Here is a 24450-nt window from a genome sequence, read left to right on the forward strand (position 1 = left end):
AAAGATTTGCATTTGCTGTAAAGGGGCGGGCATGCAATTCGTGTAAATGCCGGTCACGGGCTGTAATCGGGCAGGCGGCTCAGAACATCGAAACCTGGTTTCGCTGTGCCTGCTTGAGGAAGTTGGTCAGCTCACGGGCCGACAGCGGCTTGCTGTAGTGGTAGCCCTGGCCCTCGTGGCAGCCCTGGGCGACGATGTAGGTTTCTTGTTCGGCGGTTTCCACGCCTTCGGCGATTACCTGCATTCCCAGGCTCTTGCCCAGCTGGATGATGGCGCGGACGATGGTGGCGTCGTCATCGTCGTCCAGCAGGTCCTGGACGAAGCTCTTGTCGATCTTGATCTTGTCCAGCGGCAGCGATTTCAGGTAGCTGAGCGACGAGTAGCCGGTGCCGAAGTCGTCGATGGCAATCAGTGCTCCGGAGCGGCGCAGGCTCAGCAGGTGCTGGGCGGCGGTGCTGATGTCTTCCATCAGGCCGGTCTCGGTGACTTCCAGTTCCAGGCTGCGTGGTGGCAGGCGGTAAGCCTGCAGCAGGTTGTTGACCACCCGCGGCAGCTCGTTGTGGTGCAGCTGTACGGTGGACAGGTTGACCGCCATGCGCAGGTCGCTGAAGCCCATGTCGTGCCATTCGCGCAATTGCCGGCACGCCTGGTCGAGCACCCATTCGCCGATGCCGATGATGCTGCCGTTCTGTTCGGCCAGGGGGATGAACTGGTCCGGGGGCACCATGCCCAGCTCCGGATGTTGCCAGCGCAGCAGTGCTTCGACACCGACCACGCGGTGGTCGCGGTAGCTGATCTGTGGCTGATACACCAGGTACAGCTGGTTGCGTGGCAGGGCTTCGCGCAGGTCCTTTTCCAGTTCGCGACGGCGGCGCATCTCGCTGTCGACGCTGGCGATGTAGAACTGGTAGCGGTTGCGCGAACGGGCCTTGGCCAAGGTCATGGTCTGTTCGGCTTTCTGCAGCAGCTTCTCGGTGCTGTCGCCGTCTTCCGGGAACAGGGTGATGCCGATGGTGGCGCGCAGGCGGATCTGCTGGTGGTGGTCGAGGTCGAACGGCACTTCCAGGTCGTCGAGGATACTCTGCGCCAGTTCGGCGGCCTCGTAGGGCTGCTCGATATTGGCCTGCACCAGGGCGAACTGGTCACCGCCCAGGCGTGCCAGGGCGCCCAGTCGGCCGCTGTGGGCGCGCAGGCGGTCGGCCAGGGCCAGCAGCAACTGGTCGCCGACCTGGTAGCTGAACTGCTCGTTGATGCCCTTGAAGTCGTCCAGGCCTACGCACAGTACCGCCACGCGGTGTTGCAGGCGGCCACCGTCGACGAGGATCTTGTCCAGTTGCTGCTGCAGTTGCTGGCGGTTGGGCAGGCCGGTGAGGAAGTCGTACTGGGCCATGCGTTGCAGGCTGTTTTCCGCCTCGTGACGCAGATGGGTGTTGCGCTCGATCGAGGCCAGCAGCTGGTTGGCGGTATTTACCCACAGGCCCAGCTCGTTCTTCTCGTGGCCCTTGAGCAGCGGTAGCTGATGCTGGCTGGGGCGGTCGGGGTTGATCTGGGTGAGGTGCTCGATGATCTTCGACAGCGGTTTGGTCAGCAGCCAGTGGTAGACCAGGTACAGCACCAGGCCCATGGCCAGGGCCCGCAACACGCCGGAAATGAAGATGATCACGGCGTTGATCAGGAAATCTTCGCCGTAGGACGAGGTGTCGAGGGTGATGCTCAGGTCGCCGTAGTATTCGCTGTAGGGGCCGCGGCCGACCAGTTGCGTGCTGTAGGTACGTTCCTGGCCGAGGATCAGGTCGGTCAGCCAGCGCATGGACATGTCCTGCAGCGGGCGGGACTTTTCTGCGAGCATGGTTTCGTTGGGGTGGCCAATGGAGGCCATGCGTACCGATTCATCCTGGAACAGGCCTTCAATCACCTGCATGCCCATTTCGCGGTCGAGGCTATATACCGCCTGGGTCGAGGGGTCGCGGAACATGTCGAGGATGCGTTGGGCATCGCTGTTCACGGCTTGGCGGGTCTTGTAGGTGTCGTAGACGATTTGCGCACAGCTGAGCACGACACCGACCGCTAGCGCCGACAGCAGCACGACCCTGAGCAACTTGACCGACAAGCTGTTCCGCAATTCCAGCTTCAATGGGGGTTTCCTTAATCCATGCGCATGGCATCATTTTGCCATCAACGATGACGATACACTATCGGCCGACCATCAGAAGTGTATCGGTTGCCTGACCCCGCAACTTGAATGCGCCGTGACAATCTTCCAGAGGTTTGATGTTAGCGTGGTATGCGGGCTGAGCAAGCGTTTTGCGGGTGGGGCGTGGATGAAAACCGTGTCGACCGCTTCGCGGGCAAGCCCGCCCCCTCAGGCATGGCACATTCCTCCAAATGGAGTAGCGCCTGTGGGGCGGGTCTGATTTACACGCCGCTGGAGAAGCGGACGGATCCCTGCGATGAAAGGCAACCACCTGTGTACGCATGCAGACGAGCACAGCATCCGCCATCAGGCAGGCACTGTGAAGGCACGCGTTATCGGGCAGTTACAGTAGTGCGGGGAAAGGGTTATTGGCGATTGGCACTGCTGGCCGGCCATTGTTCAAGTTCGGCACAGGGCGGGGTCAGGAACATGTCCGACTGAAACCGAATCCCGCAACTGTAATCGATGAAGGCAGGCGCGTTCTCGGCGGCGGCAATATTGTATTTCTGGAACGGCAACATGGCCCTGCGCACCGGCGACTGGTTGAGAATATTCTTGAATACCATGCTTGTGTCATCGGCAATCCACAGCCTACGGACTTTTCTTTTCATGTTGCCGTCAGTGAACTGGTGGCGTGCATGCAATACTCGCAAGTTGTCCATGACCAGGATTTCGCCGGGTTCCAGGCTAATGTTGGTGATGTAGTCCGGGTTGGTTGAATATTTATCCTGGATATACTGGAAGGCGGAACTGGCCCATTCCGGACTGAACGCAGTGCTGTCATACCGGTAGCGAATACGCAGTTTGTTCTCATTGACCTTTTCGAAGACAGAACAATCGATCGACAGCAGGTCATCACGGCAGTACGTGACACTGCCACTGGTCATCAGGATCCTCAGGATGTCGGGATGATTCACCAGCAGGTCATTATAAATGCGTTGCCCATCCACCAGGAAGTTGTCACCGCCAAACTGCGGTTTGGAAACGCACTGCAGAATGACGTATTTGGGCGGGGTAATCTTCCTGGCAACCCCATCGATATACGCCATGCCATTGAGGAACGAGCCATCCGTATGGGGATAGAAGTCGCTCGACAGTTCGCCGTGGTAGTCGTCCCTGAACGCTTGCCAGTCCTTGTTGATCGGATCGCCGCCGCCGACCACGCCAGTCTTGTCGGATTTGGTATGGAACTGGATCAGGCCGAACCGGCCTGCCACCGCGCGAAAGGCCTCGAGCGAATCGTCCTCGGGGTTGATTACGCAGTATCCATGTTCATGAAGAAAAGTCGAGATCCCCTGGCTGTCCTTGGAATCAAACTTTTTACGCGCGATCATTTCAAACTCCTTGTTTGAATGGATGAAGCTCAGACGTTTTGAATAAAGTGGTCCACAATCATTTTCAAACCGAAGAACGTCACCCCGGCTTTAAGCAGGATGGCGCCAACACGTTGCGATATTCGATTTCGAAGAAAGCCGCCCAGGTAGGAACCGGCGGTGGAGGCGGTGATCATGATGATGATCAACTGGGCATAGTCCATGAAGGCAAAGCCGGCAAAGACAAAGGCAGCTACTTTCAGGCCGTGCAATACACTCATCTGCATGGCGTGGGTGACGATGACCTGATCCTTGTTGATGTTCATCCTCATCAGGATCGGCTGGGAAATAAGCCCGGTGACGGCAACGAACAGTGATAGAAACGTTTGCAGGAAACCAACGATGGCAAAGTTTTTCAGGACAAAGCCGAGCGAGGCGACCAGCTTGGTCCAGGTAATCGCCAGGATGAAGATGCCGAGAATCAACGACAGGTACTTTTCCGGGAAATGCCCAATGAAGAAGTAACCGATGGCTGCCCCTGAAAGGCAGCCGATGACATAACGCGGGAGAATCTCGATTTTTGCGTGCTTGTAATCGAAGGCGAAGCGGCTGCCGTTGCTGACCATCTGAATCAGGCCATGCACCGGCACAACGGCAGAAATGGGCAGGAACTGCGGCATGACTGCCAATAGGCCAATCCCGCCGCCTACGCCGATAGCGGCAGTCATCAAAGAAGTTAGAAAACTGACGCCCACCAAAACATATAGGCCAGCGGATAGTTCAAACATTGTCACTCCTGTCTGATTGACATGAATTCAAGCGGGCACTTCTGTACCGCAGTTGCTCGTTGCTGTTTGTGGCGCGCACGCAGCCACCCGACGGCGCACGGCGCGCCATCGGCTGTCGATGATTGGTTGATAGCGGGTATGTCAGCGCCTGGCTTTCAGTGCCGAGCAGCGCCTTTACGCAGCGGGCGCGCTATTTTTCCGGCAGCGCCCAGGCAATGATGCTGTCACCCAGCTTGGTCGGAATCCGGTCATGCCCGCCGACCACGGCAACAACGTACTGCCGCCCTTCGCTCATGTAGGTCAGGGGCGAAGCCTGGTTGCCGGCCGGTAGGCGCTCTTCCCACAGCAATTCACCACTTTCGCTGTTGTAGGCGCGCATGAAACGGTCGATGGCAGCGCCAATGAAGGTCACGCCTCCTGCTGTAGCCACGCCAGTGGCGTCGCTCGGAGTGCCGATTTCGAAGCGCAGTTTCGAGGCGATGCCCAAGGGCCCACTGTCATAGCCGGTGCCGAACGGGCGGCTCCAGCGCACTTCACGTGTGCGCAGGTCGATAGCGGAGATGAACCCCCAGGGTGGTGCGATGCACGGCTGTTCCAGCGCTGACATCCATGGGTCCTTGATTGCCCCGAACGGCAGACCGGCCTGGACGCGGAACCCCTGGTTATTGCCCGGCGACTCCTGGAACGACTTGGCATTGATCGCATCGAGCTGTTCGCGTGGAACCAGCCCCTGCATGTACGGCAACCGCTGGTTGTTGATGATCAGCAGGCCTCGCTGCAGGTCCACCATCACTCCGCCCCAGTTCAGGCCGCCGTGATGGCCGGGAAAGATCAGGCTTTGCTGGCCGACTACCGGCGGTGTAAAGATCCCTTCGTAACGCGCCTGGCGAAACTCGATGCGGCATTGCAACTGATCGAACGGCGTCAGGCCCCAGGCGTCGGCTTCGTTCAGCACTTCCGGTCTTTTCGATGGGCGGCCCATGGTGCTCGGCATGCTTGGTGACAGCGGCTGCGTCGCCGCGGTGTAGTCTCCAGGGGCAGTGCCCTGCGGGACGGCAGCCTGCACCACGTCGACCAGCGGTTCGCCGGTGGCGCGGTCGAGGACGAACAACTGGCCCGATTTGGTCGCTTGAATGACGGCCGGGCGTGGGCCGCTGCTCGTGGGGAAATCGATCAGCGCCGGTTGTGGGCTCAGGTCGTAGTCCCAGAGGTCGTGATGGACGGTCTGGAAATGCCATTTGACCTTGCCGGTGAGCGCATCCAGGGCCACCAGTGAAGAGCTGAACTTGTCTTCCTGTTCGGTACGGGTACCGCCATAGAAGTCGCCTGCAGCATTGCCGGTGGTGATGTAGACCAGCCCCAGTTCGTCGTCGGCGGAAATCGGCGCCCATGAGTTGGGCGTGCTGAGCGTATAGGTTTCATCGGCGTCGGCAGGCGCAGTGCTGTCGGGGCGACCGAGGTCCCAGGCCCACTTCTGTTTGCCGCTGACTGCGTCGTAGGCGCGAACCACACCTGATGGCGCCGGGCGCACATCCGAGTCAAGCACGCGGCCACCGGTAATGACCACACCACGGATTACCAGTGGTGCAGAAGTGATGCCGGTGGAGCCTTTGCGGAACGTGCCCAGGCCGTCCTTGAGGTCGGCAAAGCCTGCCGTGCCGAAATCTGGGCAGGCCTGCCCGGTGAGCGCATCAACTGCACCCAGGCGGATGTCGTTGGTGCCCCAGATGATGCGTTTGGCGCATAGGCCACTGGCATTGGGTACTTCGTAGTACGAGACACCACGGCAATAGGCACCACCGTTGGCGAAATAGTCCGGGTCGACTTTCGAGTCGTAGCGCCAGTTCTCTTTGCCGGTAGTGGCGCTCAACGAAATGATGATTTGCTTGGGCGTGCAGGTATACAGCGAGTCGCCAACCTTGATTGGCGTGGCCTCGTTCAGATACTTGGTTTTTTCGCCAGGCTGTTTCACATCGCCATGATGATACTCCCAGGCCTTGACCAGGCCGGAAACGTTGCTTGGGGTAATCTGCGCCGCAGCGGAATAGTGGTTGCCGAGGTTGGAGCCGGCATAGGCGGTCCAGTTGGTCTTGTCGTGGGACGCGGCGACATTGGCGTCCGGTGAGGTCACGGTACTGCGGCTGAAGGGTTGCTGTGTATGTGCGGTGATAGCGGGCGAGTCGGCCAGGTGAACGGTGTTGGGGAAGAACAGCGGTGTCAGGATGGTGGCCGCCATCAGCAGCGGCAGCCCCCCCATGACGCTGAAATACAGTGCCTTGTTGACTTTGGCAAAGTCGCGCCGGACAAGAGGCCAGAAGGCCAGAAAGATCACACTGAGAAGTACCAGCCATGCCAGACGTGGGATATAGGCCCAGCCGTTGTAGCCGGATTCCCAGATTGCCCAGCCGTAGGTGGCCAGGGATGCTGCACCGTAGAGATAGATGCCGAGCGACTTCTTCAGGCCCATGAGTGCGGCTGACAGCAGCAATGCGGTACCCATCATTGCGTAGTAAGGCGAGCCGCCGGCACTGACCAGCGTGCTTCCCTGACAGGCCAGCGTCAGGCCAAGCAGGGCCAGCAGAATCGTGTACACCCCGAACAGCAGGCTGGAGACCCCCGTCCCGTTAGCCAACGTTCCTTGTTTCATTGCAATCATCCCTGTGTGATTCGGTGCCACAGTGCGTCCGAGCGGCGCGCATAATTGCTTATTCTTACAATGAAATACAATAAGTGGCGCGAAATTTACTCATGGCGCTGAATCTCAGGGCGGTTTTGTATCTTGCGTAAAAAGAAGGCAATGTCTAAGCTGCCTTCCCTGATCTGAACGCGCGGGTAATGAAAGGAAGGCGGGGGAAGGGGTTACGCCTGCTGGCTTTCCAGCAAGGCATCCTGACGGGTCTTGAGCCGGCCGACTTCGTCCAGATGTTTCCAGAGAAACTGAGCGGCTTCTTCACGCCGACCGGACTCGATCAAGTCGAGCAGGTGCAGGTGCTCCAGGCATTGCGTCATCAGGCGACTGCGGTCGACGTTGGCTTTGTAGCTCATGAAGCGTCTGAGCTGGTTTTGCCGACGTATGGCATCTATGAAGAAGAGATTGCCCGAGCACTGCACGATCATTTCGTGAAACTGGGCGCCAATTTCGAACAGTTGGGCACGTGACAGCTGGTGAATTTCGCCGTCGAGCATGGCCTGCTGTTGCTCCCGGGCTTTGGCAAATGCGGCCTGGTTGACCTTGTAGCCTGGTTCGCGCAGTGCGGCCGGCTCGATGGCCATGCGGAAGCGGTAGCTCTGGATGTGGGTCTGGGCGTTGTGTACGAATTCGTTAAGGCTCCAGCCTTGCCCGGGCTTGCGCTCGACCATGGCTTCGCTGGCCAGCCGGTTGAGGACCTTGAGCAGTTGCCCGCGGGGCACGGAGTAGCGTCGCAGTAATTGGGCCTCAAAGAATTCGGCAGGGACTTCCCCGCTGAGGATGTCGTCCACCACGCGCAGGTAGAAGTCTTCGAATGGGTCGCAGGTGGGCGGTACAGTGGTTTCCTGGATCTGCCCGGCGTCCTGTTTCAGAAAGTAGCCGCGATTGGGCTCCTGCACCGCGATGTTCCACTCGGCGAGCAGGGCAAATACCCTGCGAATGGGGGAGCGGGAGACATCGAAGGCTTGGGCGAAGGTCTGCTCGCGCAATGGCTCGCCGGCCTTCATCGACCGGGCGCGGATCATCTCGATGACGCGAGGGGCCAACTGCAGGGCGAGATCTTTCTTTATCACAGGCTGTATTCCGAATGGTTATCTTCAGTCGATCCAGCAGATTCGGGTCGGACTGGGGCAGGAAAATACCACACACGGATGGATCTATACGCATGCTCAAATTCAATGCTCATCTCGGCTTCCAGTTCAATGAACTGCCTTTTCTGCAGCGTATCGAAGCCGCTGCCGCCGCCGGATTTCGCGCGGTGGAATTCCCGTCGCCCTATGAATTCGATGCGAGTTTGTTGGCTGATCAACTGGCGCAATATGGGTTGCCATTGGTCCAGTTCGCTGCGCCGGCTGGCGTTTCCAAGGGTATTGCCGCGGTGGCGGGCAAGGAGCCCGAGTTCCGTGACGGGTTACGCCAGGCCGTCAGCTATGCCCGCGCACTGGCGTGTGCGGATGTGCACCTGATGTCCGGGGTAACCCACGAGGATGGCGCCGACAAGGTGTACGCGAGCAACCTGGACTATGCCGTGAAGTATTTTGAAGACCAGGGGCTGCGGCCATTGATCGAGGTGATCTGCACGCAGGCAATGCCGGGGTATTACATGTCCGATTTCGGCAAGGCGCAGCAGGTACTGGAGGCGCATCCCGGTATGGGGCTGATCCTTGATCTTTATCATGCACAGTTGCTGACCGGAAATGCTGCCGATGTGCTGGCGCAGTTCTTTGAACGGACGGTGCATGTGCAGGTGGCCGACTGCCCGGGGCGGCATCAGCCGGGGACGGGGCAGATGGATGTTGCAGGGTTGCTGGCGGCGCTGGAGCAGCGCGGGTATGCAGGGTGGGTTGGATGTGAGTATCGGCCTACGGGTGCCACTGTAGATAGCCTTGGCTGGCTTGATCGGTACGTTTCCTGAAAATACGGCGTTCTGGCCCCTCGCATGCCCCGAAAAAAATCCGATACCAGAGGACTGGCATCGGATTTTCGAAGAGCCCCGGCGTGGCGCCGGGGTTCTGTCTCAAGGCTGGATGACTCAGGCCTTGAAGGTCTTGCCTTCGAACTGTTCGGCAACGAAGGCCCAGTTGACCAGGTTCCAGAACGCCTCGACGTACTTCGGACGCAGGTTGCGGTAGTCGATGTAGTAGGCGTGTTCCCAGACGTCGCAGGTCAGCAGCGGGGTGTCGCCGCTGGTCAGCGGGCAGCCGGCGCCGATGGTGCTGGCCAGGGCCAGGGAACCGTCAGCCTTCTTCACCAGCCAGCCCCAGCCGGAACCGAAGGTGCCAACCGAAGTCTTGGTGAACTCTTCCTTGAACTTGTCGAAGGAACCGAAAGCGGCGTTGATGGCGTCAGCCAGGGCACCGGTCGGCTGGCCACCGGCGTTTGGTGCCAGGCAGTTCCAGTAGAAGGTGTGGTTCCAGACTTGAGCGGCGTTGTTGAAGATGCCGCCCGAAGAGCTCTTGACGATCTCTTCCAGGGTCTTGCCTTCGAATTCGGTGCCTGGGACCAGGTTGTTCAGGTTCACGACATAGGTGTTGTGGTGTTTGTCGTGGTGATACTCCAGGGTTTCCTTGGAGATGTGCGGCTGCAGGGCATCGTGGGCGTACGGCAGCGGCGGCAATTCAAAAGCCATGGTGGATCTCCTGATTCAGGTCTGTTTGCGGTTTGCGCAAGGCCGATCACGGGCGGCCCGATGAGCGTCGGCGAGTTTGTACTCTTTGCGACGCAAGGGCTGGATCATAGCACCGGGCCCGGCGCATAACCACGCAACAAAGATAGGGAATAGAGGTTCCAGAGCGGTTGGGGTGTGCCGACCGGTGGTGTTCGGCTTACCCCTTGTGGCGCCTGGCAGATCGAGCGCCGCCCGCGCGGCGCTCGATCTGCCAGGCGCTAGAAATGTTGTGACAAGCCCAGGGTCAGTTGAAGATCAACTGCGCCGCCACCGCGAACATCATCACCGCCACCATCAGGTCGAGCATGCGCCAGGTCGCCGGCCTGGCCAGCCACGGCGCCAGCCAGGCCGCACCGATCGCCAGGGTCGAGAACCACAGCAGCGAGGCGCTGGCAGCGCCGGCCACGTAGGCGCCAGGCGCAGCCTGCTGGGCGCCCAGCGAGCCGATCAGCAGCACCGTGTCGAGGTACACGTGCGGGTTCAGCAGGGTCACCGCCAGGGCACTGAGCAACACCGCGCGGCGTGAGCGCGCACCCTGGCCTTGCTGGTGCTGCAGGCTCTGCCTGGAGCAGGCGCTGCGCAAAGCCTTGGCGCCGTACCAGATCAGGAACACCGCGCCGCCCCAGCGGGCGATCGCCAGCAAGGTCGGGTTGTGCGCCAGCACGGTGGCCAGGCCGAACACTCCGGCAGCCACCAGGATGGCGTCACAGACGATGCACAGTGCCGCCACCGGCAAATGATGCTCGCGGCGCAAGCTCTGGGCGAGGACGAAAGCGTTCTGTGCACCGATGGCCATGATCAGGCCGAAGGCCACGAGCATGCCGTTGAGATAGCTTTGCCACATGGCGCGCTCTCCAAAGCGTCTAAAAGATGCTGGCCATTGTGATGAACCACGCTGTATAAGAAAAACAAATAGAGCTGATCCGTCATTAGGAAAATCGATGTTCGACTACAAGCTGCTGGCCGCCCTCGCCGCCGTGATCGAGCAGGGTGGTTTCGAACGCGCGGCGCAGGTGCTGGGCTTGTCGCAGTCGGCCATTTCCCAGCGCATCAAGCTGCTTGAGGCGCGGGTCGGCCAGCCGGTGCTGGTGCGTGCCACGCCGCCAAGCCCGACCGAAGTCGGCCGCCAGTTGCTCAACCATGTGCAGCAGGTGCGCCTGCTTGAGCGCGACCTGCAGCGCCAGGTGCCGGCGCTGGACGAGGAGGGCATGCCGGAGCGCTTGCGCATCGCCCTCAATGCCGACAGCCTGGCCACTTGGTGGGCCGGTGCGGTGGGTAACTTCTGCGCACAGCAGAATGTGCTGACCGACCTCGTGGTGGAAGACCAGGAAGTGGGCCTGAAACGCATGCGTGCGGGCGAGGTGGCGGCCTGCCTGTGTGGCAGCGAGCGGCCAGTGGCCGGGGCGCGCAGCCTGCCACTGGGTGCCATGCGCTACCGGGCGCTGGCCAGCCCCGGGTTCATGGCGCGGCATTTTCCGCAGGGCTTCGCCGCCAGCCGCCTGGCCCGTACCCCGGCGATCGTGTACGGCCCGGACGACTTCCTGCAACACCGCTACCTGGCATCGCTGGGCATCGAGGATGGCTTCCTGCACCACCTGTGCCCGTCGTCCGAAGGCTTCCTGCGCATGACCGAAGCTGGCCTGGGCTGGGGCCTGGTGCCTGAACTGCAGGCCCGCGAGCAACTGGCCAGCGGCCGGCTGGTGGAAATCTGCAGCGATACCCCCATCGATGTGCCGCTGTACTGGCATCATTGGCGCAATGGCGGGCAACTGCTCGCGCAACTGACCGACCACCTGCGGCACTCCGCACGGCAATGGCTGGTGCCCTTGTAGCCACGGCTGGCGTCAGTTGCATCTGAAATCTGGCAAGACGGAGTCTTACATGCGAATTCTGGTCACCGGCGCGAGTGGCTTCATTGGCGGGCGCTTTGCGCGCTTTGCCCTGGAGCAGGGCCTGGACGTGCGGGTCAGCGGCCGTCGAGCCGAAGGGGTCGAGCACCTGGTCAAGCGCGGCGCCCAGTTCATCCCCGGCGACCTGGGGGATGCCGAGCTGGCCCGCCGCCTGTGCCAGGGCGTCGAGGCGGTAGTGCACTGCGCTGGCGCAGTGGGCAACTGGGGGCGCTACCAGGACTTCTATCAAGGCAATGTGGTGGTCACCGAAAACGTGGTCGAGGGCTGCTTGAAGGAGCACGTACGGCGGCTGGTACACCTGTCGTCGCCGTCGATCTACTTCAATGGCCGCTCGCGCCTGGACATCCGTGAAGACCAGGTGCCTCGCCGCTTCCACGACCACTACGGGCAGACCAAGTACATGGCCGAGCAGAAAGTGTTCGGTGCCCAGGAGTTCGGCCTCGAGGTGCTGGCGCTGCGCCCACGCTTCGTCACCGGCGCTGGCGATGCCAGTATCTTCCCGCGGCTGATGCAGATGCAGCGCAAGGGGCGCGTGGCGATCATCGGCAACGGCCTGAACAAAGTCGATTTCACCAGCGTGCACAACCTTAACGAAGCACTGCTCAGTGCCCTGTTCGCTGACGACCGGGCGCTGGGCCAGGCTTACAACATCAGTAACGGCCAGCCGCTGCCGCTGTGGGATGTGGTCAACTACGTGATGCGCCAGATGCAGCTGCCGCAGGTTACCCGTTACCGTTCCTACGGCCTGGCCTACAGCCTGGCCGCGCTGAACGAGGCGGCCTGCATGTTGTGGCCGGGACGCCCGCAACCGACCCTGTCGCGCCTGGGGATGCAGGTGATGAGCCGCGATTTCACCCTGGATATCAGCCGCGCCCGACAGTACCTGGACTACCAGCCCAAGGTCAGCCTGTGGACGGCATTGGATGAATTCTGTGCCTGGTGGAAGCACCAGCCGCCGGGGCAGTAAAGCCGGCCGGCCGACAATGGTCATCAACCCGCCGCGCTGGCGGTTTATACTCGTGCCTCTTTGCGACTACCGCGGTTGAATGTATCCATGCGTAACCATGCTCACGATGACTACGATGACGTGCCTAGCCTGCGGGCGGGCACCCATGACGATGACGAACTGATGCCGGCGCACGTGGTGCGCAGCCGCCAGAAGGCCGCTCGCGGTGCCAGCACGGCGCCGCTGTGGGCATTGCTCGGGGCCTCGTTCATCGCCTTGGCGGGCCTTGGCTGGTGGAGCTTCCAGCAGATCTCGCTGATGGAGCAGCAACTGGTGGCGACCCAGGAAAGCTTCGCTCGCATCAGCGAAGAGGCTGCCGGGCGCCTGCAGGCGATCAGCGGCAAGGTGGCGGCCAGCGAATCCGGCGCCACTACCAACAGCGAGGCGTTGAAGCTGCAACTGCGTCAGTTGCAGCAGGGGGTGGCCGGGCAGACCGGCGATCTGGGCAAGCGCCTGGAGCAGGTACTGGCTGATACCCGCGAACAGCAGAAGGCCGTGACCCAGCTGCAAACCCAGTTGCAGGCGCAACTGAAGGCGGTGAATGGTGAGCTGGCCGCATTGCGCTCGGGCCAGGTCGATGGTGGCAAGCTGGATACCCAGTTCAAGGGCCTGAACGAACAGGTTGCTGCGCTGAAGGCCGCGCAGGTGGATGGCGCCAAGCTGGATGCGCAGCTCAAGAGCCTGGGCAGCGAGGTTGCTGCGCTGAAGAAGCAGGGTAACCCGAGCGCGGCCATCCAGGACCTGGAGCAGGACATCCTGGTGCTCAAGAGCCAGATCGATAACCGCCCGGCCGCGGCGGCGTCCAGTGGTGCTTCGGTGCAGGAATTCGACGCCTTCCGGGCGCAGACGACACGCAACCTGAATACCTTGCAGAGCCAGATCCAGAACCTGCAGCAGCAGATCAATGCCCGGCCGTGACATTGCAGGGGAGGGCTTTGCCCTCCTATCGCGACACAAGGCCGCTCCTACAGGAAATCGCGTTCCCCTGTAGGAGCGGCCTTGTGTCGCGATAGGGCCGCAAAGCGGCCCCGGCGATTTCAGTTACAACCGCGGATAGTCGATGTACCCCACCGGCCCCTTGCCATAGAAAGTCTCCGGCCGCGCCTCGTTCAACGGCGCATCCGCCGCCAGCCGCGCCGGCAGGTCAGGGTTGGCGATGAACGGCACGCCAAACGCCACGGCGTCGGCCTTGCCGCTGGCCAGGGCGGCATTGGCACTGGCCTTGTCAAACCGCTCGTTGACGATGTACGGGCCGCCGAACGCTTCCTTGATCAGCGGGCCGATACTGTCATCGGCTTCCTTTTCCCGCGAGCAGATGAAGGCAATACCACGCTTGCCCAGCTCACGGGCCACGTAGGTAAAGGTTTCGGCACGGTCGGCATCGCCCATGTCATGGGCATCGGCCCGCGGCGCCAGGTGCACGCCCACGCGGTTTGCGCCCCACACCTCAATGGCCGCATCGGTCACTTCCAGCAGCAGCCGCGCACGGTTTTCCAGCGAACCGCCGTAGCGGTCGGTGCGCTGGTTGGTGCTGCTCTGCAGGAACTGGTCGAGCAGGTAGCCGTTGGCGCCGTGGATTTCCACGCCATCGAAACCGGCAGCCTTGGCATTCTCGGCACCGCTGCGGTAGGCCTCGACGATGTCGATGATTTCTTCGGTTTCCAGCGCGCGTGGGGTGGGGTAGTCACTGAGCGGGCGCACCAGGCTTACATGGCCCTTGGGCTGGATCGCGCTGGGGGCCACCGGCAGCTCGCCGTTCAGGTAGCTGGGGTGGGAGATGCGGCCAACATGCCACAGCTGCAGGAAGATGCGCCCGCCGGCGGCATGCACGGCCTTGGTCACGTTGTTCCAGCCACGCACCTGTTCGTCGTTCCAGATACCAGGGGTATCCGGGTAGCCGACGCCCATGGCGCTGACCGAGGTCGCCTCGCTGAGGATCAGCCCGGCGCTGGCGCGCTGTACGTAATACTCGGCCATCAGCGCGTTGGGCACGCGGCCTTCGTCGGCCCGGCAGCGGGTGAGCGGGGCCATGATGATGCGGTTGGGCAGTTGCAGGTCGCCCAGGGTGATCGGATCGAAAAGCGTGGTCATTACGGTTACCTGCCTGTTCAGAGTGCTTGGCGCAGTTGTTCGAGAAACGCCTGGATGGTGGCTTCGTTGCGTTTGAAGAAATGCCATTGGCCGATCTTCTGGCTGCTGATCAGCCCGGCGCGCTGCAAGGTGGCCAGGTGGGCGGAGACGGTCGACTGCGACAGACCGCAGCGTTGGTCTATCTGCCCGGCACATACACCGTTCTCGGTGCTGTGGTACTGGTCGGGGAATTGTGTCGCCGGGTCCTTCAGCCAGCTGAGGATTTCTCGCCTGACCGGGTGGGCCAGCGCTTTTATGATTTCGTCGAGATCGATAGGCATGGGTTGAGGCTCGTTGTAGCGGTATATCGCGATAGAACGAAATGTAAATCGTGGTTTCCCGATATACAAATATGAAGAGGTTCTGAGCTGAGCACGAATCGCTATATCGCGTTATAACGATATATGGGCCGGCGGTGCTAGACTGCGCTCATGAACTACCTCGCACACCTGCATCTTGGCGGCCCGGCGCCGCACCAACTGCTTGGCAGCCTGTATGGCGACTTCGTCAAAGGCTCGCTGGAAGGGCGCTTCCCGCCAGCGCTGGAGGCGGCCATCCGGCTGCACCGGCATATCGACAGCTATACCGACCAGCACCCGTTGGTGTTGGCGGCTCTTGCGCGTTTTCCGCGTGAGCGGCGGCGCTTTGCCGGTATCGTTCTGGATGTGTTTTTCGACCATTGCCTGGCCCGGCATTGGCAGGATTATGCCGAGCAGCCGCTGGAGCAGTTCACCGGGGACTTTTATCGGGTATTGCTGGCGGAGCCCGAGTTGCCGGGGCGGCTGGCGCGGATTGCGCCGTTCATGGCTGCGGATGACTGGCTGGGGGCGTATGGCGATTTTGCCACGCTGGAGCAGGTGTTCAACGGTATTGCCCGGCGCTTGTCGCGGCCGGAGGGGATGGTTGGGGTGATGGGGGAGCTGGAGCGGCTGTATGAGCCATTGCTGGCGGACTTCAGGGAGTTTTATCCACAGTTGCAGGCGTTTGCAGCGGCTGGCCGGTTGTCTGGCAGTTAGTCCTGCGCTGGCCTCTTCGCGGGCAAGCCCGCGAAGAGGCCGGTACTGGCAGTGCAAGAGTTCAGGCAGCCCGCGCCTGCCGCCGTGGCGCCAGCTCGACTCCTTCAACCCCGAACAACGCCAGGTGAATCGCCTGCTGCGCCTGCAACGCCAGCACCGCTCGCTCCTTGCCCACGCTGCCGATCGGCTGCAGCAGGTGAATGCATACCTCGCCCCGCGGCAGGGCAAACAGGCGCATCAGGTGCGACACCAGGTCATCGTCACCAATGAACGGTGCAATCGGGTCGATCTGGCCATCGCGCAGGTACTGGATGGCGACCGGCTGCACCGCCACGCCACGGTCGATGGCACCTGCCAGCAGGCGACCATGGAAGGTGCGCAGGGTACGGCCACTGGTGGTGGTGCCCTCCGGGAAGATCAGTAGCGGCCGGGAAAGACCCAGTTGCCCGGCGATCTGCTCACGCAGGCGCTGGCTGTCGCCCCCGCCACGGCGGATGAACAAGGTGCCGGCCTTTTCCGCCAGCCAGCCGGCCACCGGCCAGTGCCGCACTTCGGCCTTTGACAGGAACGACAGCGGCAGCAGCATGCCAAGCAACGGGATATCGGTCCAGGACACGTGGTTGCTGACCCACAGCATTGGCCGTTGGGGCAGCTCTCCGATCACCCGCACATCGAAGGGAAGGGCCGCGACCAGGCGCTTCATGAACAGGCAGGTCCAGCGCTGGCGGCGCTCGATGGGCGCCTTGAACCCCAGGCGTTCGCCCAGGGCGATCACGCTGGCCATCAGCATGCCCAGCAGCAGTACCAGCAGCAGTCGAGTCAGGCGGGCCATTACCCGCAGCTTCGGCATCAGACCGCTGCCTTGAAGTGGCGGGCGTAGCGTGGGCACAGTTCGTCGCGCTTGAGCAGGATGAACACATCGGCCACCTGGAAGTCTTCGTCCCAGCACGGCTCGCCGCAGATCTTCGCGCCCAGGCGCATGTACGCCTTGAGCAGCGGTGGCATCTCGGCGATGACGTTGTTCGGCAGGGCCAGGTTGGGCAACGGGTTCTTCGGCTCGGCGCGCAGGTGCTCGGTGCACAGGTAGCGGTCACGCAGGCGCTGCATCACCGCGTGGGCCTGCACCCCGCCATCCTGCATGGGGATGCTGGCGCAGCCCATCAGGTAGCTGTAGCGGCCTTCGTTGAGCACTTCGGCCAGTTCGCCCCAGAGCACGGCGATGGTGCCGCCGTTGCGGTAGTCGGGAGCTACGCAGGTTCGGCCCAGCTCCAGGATCGGGCCCTGCAGCTGCAACAGGCCGTGCAGGCTGAATTCTTCTTCGCTATAGAAGCGGCCCAGGCTGCTGGCGGCCTGATGGTCGAGCAGGCGGGTGGTGGCAACCAGCTCGCCGGTGCTCAGGTCGCGTACGCCAATGTGGCGGCAGTGCACGTCGTAGTCGTCCATGTCCAGGCCTTGCTCGGCTCCTTTGAGCTTGGCCTTGAATTCGGCGCTGAACACTTTGTAGCGCAGGGCCTGGGCTTCCTGCAGGGCCGCGGCGCCAACCAGGCGTTCGGCTTGCAGACGGCGTTCGGTGCTGTTGTCGCCAGCGTGAGCGATCCGAGTCATTACGAGTCTCCATAAGCCAGCCATGAAGGGTTGCGGCCGGTCGGCTTTGTTGTGCAAAGTCAGCCTAGGTAGATGGGGTGTCACCCCTGTGAATCTTTGGTGATGCTTGCGTGACACCCCCTGAGCCACAACTGAAAGCCCTTCAGCAAGGAGCCGACCGATGGCCTGGTTGCAACGACTCAACGACCCGCTTCGCCAAGCGCTGGCGGGCACCCTGGGCGAAACCTATGCCGCGCTGCTCGAGCGCCTTGGCCCGGTTGCCCCGTTCGAACTGGCGGTGCTCGGCGGGCGCGCGATGGCCACCCCCGGCCTGGCCTTCCTGGTCGGCTACCAGGCCGCCTTGCGCGTGCTGTGGCCCAGTGCTCCACCCAGCCTCGGCGCCCTGTGCGCCACCGAACGGCGCAGCGTGCGGCCGGCGGACATGCGCACGCGCCTGGACGGCTTGCGGCTGACCGGCAGCAAGGACTTCGTCACTGCAGGCCTGGAGGCGGAATGGCTGCTGGTGGCGGCGCGCTGCGAGGCGACGGGCGCGGCGCCGCAGTTGAACCTGGCGGTGGTCTACCCCGGGGAGCCAGGTGTGACGCTGGAAGCGCTGCCGACCCTGCCGCTGATGCCGGAGGTAGGCCATGGGCGACTGGTGCTGGAGCACGCGGCGTGCGAGTTATTGGCCGGTGATGGTTGGGATGCCTATGTGAAGCCGTTCCGTTCGCTTGAGGACTTGTATGTGCTTACGGCGTTGACGGCCTGGCTCTATGGCGTGGGGCAGGAGTGCGCCTGGCCGCAGGCCCTGCGCCTGCAGCTGCTTGGGCTGCTGGCCGGGTGTGCCGAAGGTAGCCGGCAGTGCGCCGATAGCGTTGGTTGCCATTTGTTGCTGGGAGGATTGTTTGCACAGTTCCAGGCGCTGCGAGGGGAGATCGATGCCGCGTTGGCGGCGGGGCCGGCGCAGTGGGCGCAGATCTGGCAGCGTGACCAGGGGGTGATGGCGCTGGCGGCGGCGGCGCGGGAGAAGCGGCTGAACAAGGCTTGGGCTGCTGCGGGATTGTCATGAATGCCTGATAGGTTTGTGTGATCCGATGAATCCTGGGGCCGCTTTGCGGCCCTTTCGCGACACAAGGCCGCTCCTACAGGGGAACGCGTCAAGTTCAGGCTGACGCTGTACCTGTAGGAGCGGCCTTGTGTCGCGATAGGGCTGCGCAGCGGCCCCAATAACGGCGATCACGATGAAGGTACTGTTGATCATCCTGATAATGGTTGCGGGTTGTGCCCGGGCCGAAGACTGGCCTGAACCCGACTGGCCAATCGACAACACCCCCCTCGACTGGCAAGCCGTCGACGCCTACGCCTTCCCCGCACGCACCACCCCCGAACGCAGCGGCATCCGCACCGACGCCCTGCTGATCATCCGCGACGGCCGCATCCTCCACGAACGCTACGCCGCCCCCAGCACTGCCGCCACCGCCCACCTGACCTGGTCGATCAGCAAGAGCGTACTCGCCACGCTATTGGGCATAGCCCAGGGCGAAGGCCGCTTCCAGTTGCAGGACCCGGTGACCCATTTCTACCCGGCCATGCACGCCCATCCCGGCGTGCGCATGGCCGATCTGCTGCATTGGGCCAGCGGCCTGGACTGGCAGGAAGACTACGAGTACGCCCCGCTCAAGTCCTCGGTGGTGGCCATGCTGTATACCCGTGGCCGCGAGGACATGGCGGCCTACACCGCGGCGCGGGAAGCGGTGGCCAGCCCGGGCCAGCGGTTTCTCTATTCCAGTGGCGACAGCAACCTGCTGGCCGCGGCGTTGCGCGGCATGCTCGATGCCGGTCAGTACCCCGACTACCCCTGGCATGCGCTGTTCATTCCGTTGGGGATCGACAGCGCGGTATGGGAGCGGGACCGCGCGGGTACCTATGTGGGTTCGTCCTACCTGTACCTCAGCGCTCGCGACCTGGCGCGCATCGGCCTGCTGATGCAGCGCGACGGGCGTTGGCAGGATCGGCAATTGCTGCCCAAGCCCTGGGTGGCTTTCAACCGCACGCCGTTTGCCAAAGCCGAAGCACTGCCCGGCGAGGCCAACCCCGGTGGCCACTGGTGGCTCAATCAGCCGCTGGTCGGCGCTGCCCGGCCTTGGCCGAGTGCTCCCGCGGACACCTACGCAGCCCTTGGCCACTGGGGCCAGGCGCTGTACGTGCTGCCCGCGCAAAAGCTGGTGATCGTGCGTTACGCCGATGACCGCGACGGCAGCTACCAGCACGATGAACTGCTCAAGCGGATACTCGCGGCGCTGGCTGGGGAGGGGGCATGAAGCGGGTGCTGCTGGTGGTGCTGCTGGGGGTGGTCTACTGGGCCTGGCATGAGCGCCAGGCCCTGGCGGACTTCCCCGGTATCCTTTCGGCCTACTCGGCCAAGGAATATTGCTCGTGCCGCTTCGTCATGGGGTTCGAGCCGGCGTATTGCCAAGGCTACGTGAAGCAATGGCTGCCGCTGAGCCTGCTGGAGGAAGACAGCCAACAGCGGCAGGTCACCGCCGAAGGCCTGGGCCGTCGCAATCAGGCTGCCTGGCAAGGCCCGCGCGAGGGCTGCCGCTTGCTGCCGTGAAGGCGGGCGGGTAAGGTTGGCGGCCTGGTTTCACGAGATCTGTCATGTTCAAGCTGCCCCGCCTGCTGCCCGCTTTGTTGCTGGCTTTTTGCCTGCCCGCCCACGCCAACTGGCACCTCGATGGCGAGTCTTCGCGCCTTTCGTTCATTACCGGCAAGAACGGTAACACCGCCGAAGTGCACCGCTTCCTGGTGCTGCATGGAACGGTCGACCGCAAGGGAGTGGCCGCGTTGAGCATCGAGATGGACTCGGTGAGCAGCGGTATTCCGCTGCGTGATGAACGCATGCGCGAGGACCTGTTCGAGGTCGAGCGCTTTGCCGAAGCCAAGGTGCAGGCGCAACTGGACCTACGGCCGATCAACGACCTGGCCAACGGTGCCCAGATCGAACTACGCCTGCCATTGACCGTGACGCTGCATGGCCAGTCCCACAGCTACAACGCCCTGCTGCTGGCCACCCGCCTGGACGAGCGACGCTTCCAGGTGGTGACCCTGGAGCCCTTGGTGCTGCGCGCCGAGGATTTCGGCCTGCTGCCGGGGCTGCAACGCCTGCGCAAGTTCGCCGGACTCAAGTCCATCAACCCGTCGGTGCCGGTTAGCGCGGTGCTGATCTTCACCGCCCGCTGACATGCCGGGGCCGGTCTTTCCCTGGCGGGATGGCAACCAGTTCGAACTGCTGATCGACGGCCCCGAGTTTTTTCCGCGCATGCTCCTGGCGATCATGCGCGCCGAATTCCAGGTCGACCTGGAACTGTACCTGGTCGAGGCCGGTGACTGCGCGGATGCGGTGGTCGAAGCGCTGGAGCAGGCTGCCCGACGTGGCGTGCGGGTGCGCTGCCTGTTCGACGACTATGGCTCGCTGGCCTTCAACAGCAAGTTGCGTCAGCGCCTGCTGGACGCAGGTGTGTACCTGCGCTGGTACAACCGCCTGCGCTGGAAGCGTGGCTTGCGCAACCTGTACCGCGATCACCGCAAGTTGCTGCTGGTGGACGAACGCTGGGCAGTGGTGGGCGGCACGGGCGTCACCGACGAGTTCTGGACGCCGGGCGAGGCGACCAGTGAATGGCACGAGGTGATGGTGCAGATGCAGGGGCCGGTGGTAAGCGACTGGCAGTTACTGTTCGACCGCCAGTGGCACGCCAACAACCGTCGCACAGCCTGGCGCCCCGCCGAGGGCTTTGGCCTGCCGCGCCTGCCCAAGGTGCCTGCACAGGGGCAGGGCATGGGCCGGGTAGCCTATGCCGACGCCCGCCAGCACCAGGACATCCTGCATTCGCTGGTGCGCGCGATCAACAGCGGCAAGCAGCGAGTGTGGCTGGCCACGCCTTACTTCCTGCCGACCTGGAGCGTGCGTCGGTCGCTGCGCCGGGCTGCCGGCAAGGGGGTCGATGTGCGGCTGCTGCTGACCGGGCCGCGCACCGATCATCCATCGGTACGTTACGCCGGGCATCGCTATTACCCGCGTCTGCTGCGCGCCGGGGTGCGTATCTACGAGTACCAGCCGTGTTTCCTGCACCTGAAGATGGTGTTGATCGACGATTGGGTCAGTATCGGCTCATGCAACTTCGATCACTGGAACTTGCGCTTCAACCTCGAGGCCAATATCGAGGCACTCGACCCGCCGCTGACGGCTGCCGTGCAGGCCAGTTTCGAGCGTGATTTCGCGTTGAGCGAGGTGGTCGACCTGGGCCACTGGAATGCCCGGCCGCTGTGGCGCCGGGTGAAGCAGCGGTTGTGGGGGTGGCTGGACCGGTTGGTGGTCAACTTGCTCGACCGTCGCGACTGAGACCAGCTATCGTGCAGTGATTGGCTCAAGGCAATCGAAGGAGTGGGTGCGATGACGGCAAAGAAAATTCTCATGTTGGTCGGCGACTACGTCGAAGATTACGAAGTCATGGTGCCGTTCCAGGCGCTGAGCATGGTCGGGCACACGGTGCATGCGGTATGCCCGGAAAAGGTCGCGGGGCAGACGGTGCGTACCGCGATTCATGATTTCGAGGGCGAACAGACCTACAGCGAAAAGCCGGGGCACAACTTTGCCTTGAATTATGACTTCGTGCGTGTACGGCCCGAGAGTTACGACGCGCTGCTGATCCCGGGTGGTCGTGCACCGGAGTACCTGCGCCTGGATGAGCGGGTGCTGGAGCTGGTGCGGGCGTTCGACCAGGCCGGCAAGCCGATCGCGGCGGTTTGCCATGGTGCCCAGTTGCTGGCGGCGGCCGGCGTGCTGGAAGGGCGCGAATGCAGTGCGTACCCGGCGTGCGCCCCGGAAGTGCGCTTGGCGGGCGGGACATTCATCGATATCGCGGTGGACCAGGCGCATGTGGACGGCAACCTGGTGACGGCACCGGCATGGCCGGCGCATCCGGCGTGGTTGGCGGCATTCCTCAAGGTGCTTGGTACCCGTATTGCCTGATACGGCCTTATCGCCGGCAAGCCAGCTCCCACAGGTTTAGCGAAGGTTTCAAGACCTGTGGAGTACCTGTGGGAGCTGGCTTGCCGGCGATGAGGCCAGTGCAGGCAACACAGCTCAACCAGGCTTAACCCACCTGCTCGACCCAGTCATTGAGGTTGTAGTAGTTGGTCACCCGGGCAATCTTCCCGCAATGGATATAGAAGAACGCCCCTGCCGGCAGCACATAGGTCTGCCCGTTGGCCGCCGGCAACCCTTCGTCATCGGCCAGATATTCCCCATGCACGGTGAACTCCGCCGCCGCGCGGCTGCCGTCGGCGTTCTGCATCACCACGATATCGGCCAGGCGCTCGCGGTAGCAGCGGTTCATCTTGTCCATGAACGCTGCAAACCGGGCCTTGCCCATCTGCCGCTCGCCCTGGTTGATGTCGTGGATCACATCCTCGCTGAGCAGGGCGAGAAAGGCCGGCATGTCGCCCGCATTGAAGGCGGCGTAGTAAGCATTTACCAGTTCGGTAGCGGTCATGGAACAATACCTGTCGTGGAGGGAAAAGGCGGGTCGTCGCTCCGGATGATAGGGTTTCCCCTCAAGCCCGGCTTAGCCGAGCGCGTCATCCACATCGACAAAACGACCGCCAAGCATGGAAATACGCCTGTTGCACGGCGCCGCTATCGCGCCTTACATCGATGACCTCGCTCGCCTGCGCCTTACCGTGTTTCGCGAGTTTCCCTACCTTTATGACGGCACCCCGGAGTACGAGGCCGACTACCTGGCCACTTATGCCCGCTCCGGGCGCAGCCTGGTGGTGCTGGCGCTGGACGACGGCAAGGTGGTCGGTGCCTCCACCGGCCTGCCGCTGGTGGATGTCGCCCCCGAGTTCCAGCAGCCGTTCCTGGCCCAGGGGCGCGACCCGGCCAGCGTGTACTACTTTGGTGAATCGGTGGTACTGCCCGAGTACCGTGGCCAGGGCCTGGGGGTGCGCTTTTTCATCGAGCGCGAGTCCTACGCACACAAGCTGGCCGAGTTCGACTATTGCGCGTTCTGTGCGGTCGAGCGGCCAGGTGTGCATCCGCGGCGGCCTGCGGACTACAAGCCGTTGCATGGCTTCTGGCGTAACCGCGGCTTCCTGCACGACCCGTCGCTGCGCACCAGCTACGCCTGGCGCGACCTGGACGAGCAGGAAAGCTCCGACAAGCTGATGTCGTTCTGGCTCAAGGAACTGCCGATATGATCCGCCTGGCGGCCTGCCAGTACGCCATCGAGCTGCATGAAACCTGGGAGGCCTACGCCGATCATCTGCAAGCCCTGTGCGCCAAGGCGGTGGACGCGGGGGCCCGCTTGCTGCTGTTGCCGGAGTACGCCGGCCTGGTGCTCAGCGGGCAGCTGAGTGCCGAGCAGCGGGGTGACCTGAAGGCTTCCATCGCCGGTATCCAGCCGCTGATCGAACCCTGGAGGGCCTTGTGCGAGAGCCTTGCCCGGCGCTGGGGTATCTACCTTCAACCGGGTAGCGTACCGGTGCTGGACAGCGATGGGCGCTACCGCAACCGTGCCTGGCTGTTCGGCCCCCAAGGTGTGCTGGGCTACCAGGACAAACTGATGATGACCCGTTTCGAACGGGAGCAGTGGGACATAGCCGCGGGCCAGGGGCTGCAGGTGTTCGACACTGAACTGGGGCGCCTGGGCATCCTGATCTGCTACGACAACGAATTCCCGATGCTGGCGCGGCGCCTGGCGGAGGGTGGTGCCGACCTGATCCTGGCGCCGAGCTGTACCGACACCGAGGCGGGTTACCACCGGGTGCGCATCGGTGCCCAGGCGCGGGCGCTGGAGAACCAGATTGCGGTGTTGCAGAGCCCCACGGTCGGGCTGGCGCCCTGGTCGCCGGCGCTGGACGAGAATATCGGCCGGGCAGGGCTGTTCGTGCCGCCGGATCATGGGATGCCGGGGGATGGGGTGGTGGCCTTGAGTGAAGAATCGAGCCCTGCCACTAGTCAGTGGCTGGTCTGTGAGGTGGACCTTGAGGAAGTACGGAGGGTGAGGCGGGAAGGGCAGGTGTTTACCCGCAGGGACTGGCCGGAGCAGTTTGACCGGATCTGCCCCCTGTAGGAGCAGCCTTGTGCTGCTA

25 protein-coding genes are annotated in these 24450 nt (G+C 62.8%); 13 read left to right on the plus strand and 12 right to left on the minus strand.

Annotation, left to right across the window (positions count from 1 at the left end; all coding sequences use genetic code 11):
- Positions 1-79: 79 nt before the first annotated feature.
- From IMX18_RS02215 to IMX18_RS02235, 5 genes are all read right to left on the minus strand, one after another.
- Positions 80-2134, minus strand: a complete 2055-nt coding sequence (locus tag IMX18_RS02215) for a putative bifunctional diguanylate cyclase/phosphodiesterase (protein WP_015271685.1) — start codon at positions 2132-2134, stop codon at positions 80-82.
- 425 nt (positions 2135-2559) lie between these two features.
- A complete protein-coding gene (locus IMX18_RS02220; protein WP_054573316.1) occupies positions 2560-3528 on the minus strand; it encodes a TauD/TfdA family dioxygenase in 969 nt (322 codons plus the stop codon).
- Positions 3529-3557: 29 nt separating this feature from the next.
- Complete coding sequence (locus IMX18_RS02225; RefSeq protein WP_043935892.1) at positions 3558-4295, minus strand: TSUP family transporter; 738 nt, start codon at positions 4293-4295, stop codon at positions 3558-3560.
- Between the two features lie 190 nt (positions 4296-4485).
- Positions 4486-6942 carry a membrane-bound PQQ-dependent dehydrogenase, glucose/quinate/shikimate family gene (locus tag IMX18_RS02230; protein WP_191472165.1) on the minus strand — a complete coding sequence of 819 codons (2457 nt, stop codon included), beginning with the start codon at positions 6940-6942 and terminating at the stop codon, positions 4486-4488.
- A 212-nt stretch (positions 6943-7154) separates the two neighbouring features.
- A complete protein-coding gene (locus IMX18_RS02235) occupies positions 7155-8057 on the minus strand; it encodes a GntR family transcriptional regulator (protein ID WP_015271681.1) in 903 nt (300 codons plus the stop codon).
- A gap of 92 nt (positions 8058-8149) precedes the next feature.
- Between IMX18_RS02235 and IMX18_RS02240 the strand changes: the two genes are divergently transcribed.
- Positions 8150-8899 (plus strand): hydroxypyruvate isomerase family protein, encoded by a 750-nt coding sequence (locus tag IMX18_RS02240; RefSeq protein ID WP_217190089.1) that lies wholly within the window; start codon positions 8150-8152, stop codon positions 8897-8899.
- A 117-nt stretch (positions 8900-9016) separates the two neighbouring features.
- Here IMX18_RS02240 and IMX18_RS02245 read toward each other — a convergent pair whose 3' ends face one another.
- Entirely contained in the window at positions 9017-9613 is a 597-nt protein-coding gene (locus tag IMX18_RS02245; protein WP_013974076.1) for a superoxide dismutase, read from the minus strand.
- 283 nt (positions 9614-9896) lie between these two features.
- On the minus strand, positions 9897-10496 hold the full coding sequence (locus IMX18_RS02250; protein WP_003258234.1) for a LysE/ArgO family amino acid transporter: 600 nt from the start codon (positions 10494-10496) through the stop codon (positions 9897-9899).
- A gap of 97 nt (positions 10497-10593) precedes the next feature.
- Here IMX18_RS02250 and IMX18_RS02255 point away from each other — a divergent pair, with 97 nt between their 5' ends.
- The 3 genes from IMX18_RS02255 to IMX18_RS02265 all read left to right on the plus strand — a co-directional run bounded on the left by IMX18_RS02255 (position 10594) and on the right by IMX18_RS02265 (position 13486).
- On the plus strand, positions 10594-11484 hold the full coding sequence (locus IMX18_RS02255; RefSeq protein WP_015271679.1) for a LysR family transcriptional regulator ArgP: 891 nt from the start codon (positions 10594-10596) through the stop codon (positions 11482-11484).
- Between the two features lie 49 nt (positions 11485-11533).
- Positions 11534-12529, plus strand: a complete 996-nt coding sequence (locus IMX18_RS02260) for an NAD-dependent epimerase/dehydratase family protein (RefSeq protein WP_015271678.1) — start codon at positions 11534-11536, stop codon at positions 12527-12529.
- Between the two features lie 87 nt (positions 12530-12616).
- Positions 12617-13486 (plus strand): hypothetical protein, encoded by an 870-nt coding sequence (locus IMX18_RS02265; RefSeq protein ID WP_015271677.1) that lies wholly within the window; start codon positions 12617-12619, stop codon positions 13484-13486.
- Positions 13487-13609: 123 nt separating this feature from the next.
- Here IMX18_RS02265 and IMX18_RS02270 read toward each other — a convergent pair whose 3' ends face one another.
- Both IMX18_RS02270 and IMX18_RS02275 read right to left on the minus strand, forming a co-directional pair.
- Positions 13610-14659 carry an alkene reductase gene (locus tag IMX18_RS02270; RefSeq protein WP_015271676.1) on the minus strand — a complete coding sequence of 350 codons (1050 nt, stop codon included), beginning with the start codon at positions 14657-14659 and terminating at the stop codon, positions 13610-13612.
- Positions 14660-14676: 17 nt separating this feature from the next.
- Positions 14677-14979, minus strand: coding sequence for an ArsR/SmtB family transcription factor (locus tag IMX18_RS02275; RefSeq protein ID WP_015271675.1), 303 nt, complete (start codon positions 14977-14979; stop codon positions 14677-14679).
- Positions 14980-15129: 150 nt separating this feature from the next.
- Here IMX18_RS02275 and IMX18_RS02280 point away from each other — a divergent pair, with 150 nt between their 5' ends.
- A complete protein-coding gene (locus IMX18_RS02280; protein WP_015271674.1) occupies positions 15130-15714 on the plus strand; it encodes an acyl carrier protein phosphodiesterase in 585 nt (194 codons plus the stop codon).
- 61 nt (positions 15715-15775) lie between these two features.
- Here the strand turns inward: IMX18_RS02280 and IMX18_RS02285 are convergent, their stop codons facing one another.
- Together IMX18_RS02285 and olsB are read right to left on the minus strand one after the other, a co-directional pair.
- Positions 15776-16564 (minus strand): lysophospholipid acyltransferase family protein, encoded by a 789-nt coding sequence (locus tag IMX18_RS02285; protein ID WP_085721029.1) that lies wholly within the window; start codon positions 16562-16564, stop codon positions 15776-15778.
- The gene (olsB, locus tag IMX18_RS02290; protein WP_015271672.1) at positions 16564-17319 is read right to left on the minus strand and encodes an L-ornithine N(alpha)-acyltransferase; all 756 of its coding nucleotides are present in this window, start codon (positions 17317-17319) and stop codon (positions 16564-16566) included. Before olsB ends, IMX18_RS02285 begins: the two co-directional genes overlap by 1 nt.
- A 160-nt stretch (positions 17320-17479) precedes the next feature.
- On the opposite strand from olsB, the gene IMX18_RS02295 reads away from it, so the two are divergent.
- From IMX18_RS02295 to IMX18_RS02320, 6 genes are all read left to right on the plus strand, one after another.
- Positions 17480-18367: an acyl-CoA dehydrogenase middle domain-containing protein gene (locus tag IMX18_RS02295; RefSeq protein ID WP_015271671.1), complete on the plus strand. Its 888-nt coding sequence runs from the start codon at positions 17480-17482 to the stop codon at positions 18365-18367.
- Between the two features lie 172 nt (positions 18368-18539).
- The gene (locus IMX18_RS02300; RefSeq protein ID WP_102083291.1) at positions 18540-19619 is read left to right on the plus strand and encodes a serine hydrolase domain-containing protein; all 1080 of its coding nucleotides are present in this window, start codon (positions 18540-18542) and stop codon (positions 19617-19619) included.
- Complete coding sequence (locus IMX18_RS02305; protein ID WP_013974066.1) at positions 19616-19912, plus strand: hypothetical protein; 297 nt, start codon at positions 19616-19618, stop codon at positions 19910-19912. Before IMX18_RS02300 ends, IMX18_RS02305 begins: the two co-directional genes overlap by 4 nt.
- 44 nt (positions 19913-19956) lie before the next feature.
- The gene (locus tag IMX18_RS02310; protein ID WP_015271669.1) at positions 19957-20538 is read left to right on the plus strand and encodes a YceI family protein; all 582 of its coding nucleotides are present in this window, start codon (positions 19957-19959) and stop codon (positions 20536-20538) included.
- Between the two features lies 1 nt (position 20539).
- The gene (locus tag IMX18_RS02315) at positions 20540-21697 is read left to right on the plus strand and encodes a phospholipase D-like domain-containing protein (protein WP_015271668.1); all 1158 of its coding nucleotides are present in this window, start codon (positions 20540-20542) and stop codon (positions 21695-21697) included.
- A gap of 51 nt (positions 21698-21748) precedes the next feature.
- Positions 21749-22327, plus strand: a complete 579-nt coding sequence (locus tag IMX18_RS02320) for a DJ-1/PfpI family protein (RefSeq protein WP_015271667.1) — start codon at positions 21749-21751, stop codon at positions 22325-22327.
- 124 nt (positions 22328-22451) lie between these two features.
- Here the strand turns inward: IMX18_RS02320 and IMX18_RS02325 are convergent, their stop codons facing one another.
- Positions 22452-22850, minus strand: coding sequence for a nuclear transport factor 2 family protein (locus IMX18_RS02325; protein ID WP_015271666.1), 399 nt, complete (start codon positions 22848-22850; stop codon positions 22452-22454).
- A gap of 115 nt (positions 22851-22965) precedes the next feature.
- On the opposite strand from IMX18_RS02325, the gene IMX18_RS02330 reads away from it, so the two are divergent.
- Entirely contained in the window at positions 22966-23556 is a 591-nt protein-coding gene (locus IMX18_RS02330) for a GNAT family N-acetyltransferase (RefSeq protein WP_013974061.1), read from the plus strand.
- Positions 23553-24431, plus strand: a complete 879-nt coding sequence (locus IMX18_RS02335) for a carbon-nitrogen hydrolase family protein (protein ID WP_015271665.1) — start codon at positions 23553-23555, stop codon at positions 24429-24431. Before IMX18_RS02330 ends, IMX18_RS02335 begins: the two co-directional genes overlap by 4 nt.
- Positions 24432-24450 lie beyond the last annotated feature (19 nt).

The sequence above is a fragment of the Pseudomonas shirazica genome, from assembly GCF_015168335.1.
GTDB classification, from domain to species: domain Bacteria; phylum Pseudomonadota; class Gammaproteobacteria; order Pseudomonadales; family Pseudomonadaceae; genus Aquipseudomonas; species Aquipseudomonas asiatica.

Excerpts from the sequence above, each read along its gene's own strand:
- IMX18_RS02295 (WP_015271671.1), top strand. The coding sequence starts at position 17,480 with ATGGCCTGGTTGCAACGACTCAACGACCCGCTTCGCCAAGCGCTGGCG.
- IMX18_RS02315 (WP_015271668.1), top strand. The coding sequence starts at position 20,540 with ATGCCGGGGCCGGTCTTTCCCTGGCGGGATGGCAACCAGTTCGAACTG.
- IMX18_RS02270 (WP_015271676.1), bottom strand. The coding sequence starts at position 14,659 with ATGACCACGCTTTTCGATCCGATCACCCTGGGCGACCTGCAACTGCCC.
- IMX18_RS02280 (WP_015271674.1), top strand. The coding sequence starts at position 15,130 with ATGAACTACCTCGCACACCTGCATCTTGGCGGCCCGGCGCCGCACCAA.
- IMX18_RS02275 (WP_015271675.1), bottom strand. The coding sequence starts at position 14,979 with ATGCCTATCGATCTCGACGAAATCATAAAAGCGCTGGCCCACCCGGTC.
- IMX18_RS02300 (WP_102083291.1), top strand. The coding sequence starts at position 18,540 with ATGAAGGTACTGTTGATCATCCTGATAATGGTTGCGGGTTGTGCCCGG.
- IMX18_RS02255 (WP_015271679.1), top strand. The coding sequence starts at position 10,594 with ATGTTCGACTACAAGCTGCTGGCCGCCCTCGCCGCCGTGATCGAGCAG.
- IMX18_RS02320 (WP_015271667.1), top strand. The coding sequence starts at position 21,749 with ATGACGGCAAAGAAAATTCTCATGTTGGTCGGCGACTACGTCGAAGAT.
- IMX18_RS02335 (WP_015271665.1), top strand. The coding sequence starts at position 23,553 with ATGATCCGCCTGGCGGCCTGCCAGTACGCCATCGAGCTGCATGAAACC.
- IMX18_RS02285 (WP_085721029.1), bottom strand. The coding sequence starts at position 16,564 with ATGCCGAAGCTGCGGGTAATGGCCCGCCTGACTCGACTGCTGCTGGTA.
- IMX18_RS02230 (WP_191472165.1), bottom strand. The coding sequence starts at position 6,942 with ATGAAACAAGGAACGTTGGCTAACGGGACGGGGGTCTCCAGCCTGCTG.
- IMX18_RS02220 (WP_054573316.1), bottom strand. The coding sequence starts at position 3,528 with ATGATCGCGCGTAAAAAGTTTGATTCCAAGGACAGCCAGGGGATCTCG.
- IMX18_RS02325 (WP_015271666.1), bottom strand. The coding sequence starts at position 22,850 with ATGACCGCTACCGAACTGGTAAATGCTTACTACGCCGCCTTCAATGCG.
- IMX18_RS02245 (WP_013974076.1), bottom strand. The coding sequence starts at position 9,613 with ATGGCTTTTGAATTGCCGCCGCTGCCGTACGCCCACGATGCCCTGCAG.
- IMX18_RS02305 (WP_013974066.1), top strand. The coding sequence starts at position 19,616 with ATGAAGCGGGTGCTGCTGGTGGTGCTGCTGGGGGTGGTCTACTGGGCC.
- IMX18_RS02330 (WP_013974061.1), top strand. The coding sequence starts at position 22,966 with ATGGAAATACGCCTGTTGCACGGCGCCGCTATCGCGCCTTACATCGAT.
- IMX18_RS02265 (WP_015271677.1), top strand. The coding sequence starts at position 12,617 with ATGCGTAACCATGCTCACGATGACTACGATGACGTGCCTAGCCTGCGG.
- IMX18_RS02240 (WP_217190089.1), top strand. The coding sequence starts at position 8,150 with ATGCTCAAATTCAATGCTCATCTCGGCTTCCAGTTCAATGAACTGCCT.
- IMX18_RS02310 (WP_015271669.1), top strand. The coding sequence starts at position 19,957 with ATGTTCAAGCTGCCCCGCCTGCTGCCCGCTTTGTTGCTGGCTTTTTGC.
- IMX18_RS02260 (WP_015271678.1), top strand. The coding sequence starts at position 11,534 with ATGCGAATTCTGGTCACCGGCGCGAGTGGCTTCATTGGCGGGCGCTTT.
- olsB (WP_015271672.1), bottom strand. The coding sequence starts at position 17,319 with ATGACTCGGATCGCTCACGCTGGCGACAACAGCACCGAACGCCGTCTG.
- IMX18_RS02250 (WP_003258234.1), bottom strand. The coding sequence starts at position 10,496 with ATGTGGCAAAGCTATCTCAACGGCATGCTCGTGGCCTTCGGCCTGATC.
- IMX18_RS02225 (WP_043935892.1), bottom strand. The coding sequence starts at position 4,295 with ATGTTTGAACTATCCGCTGGCCTATATGTTTTGGTGGGCGTCAGTTTT.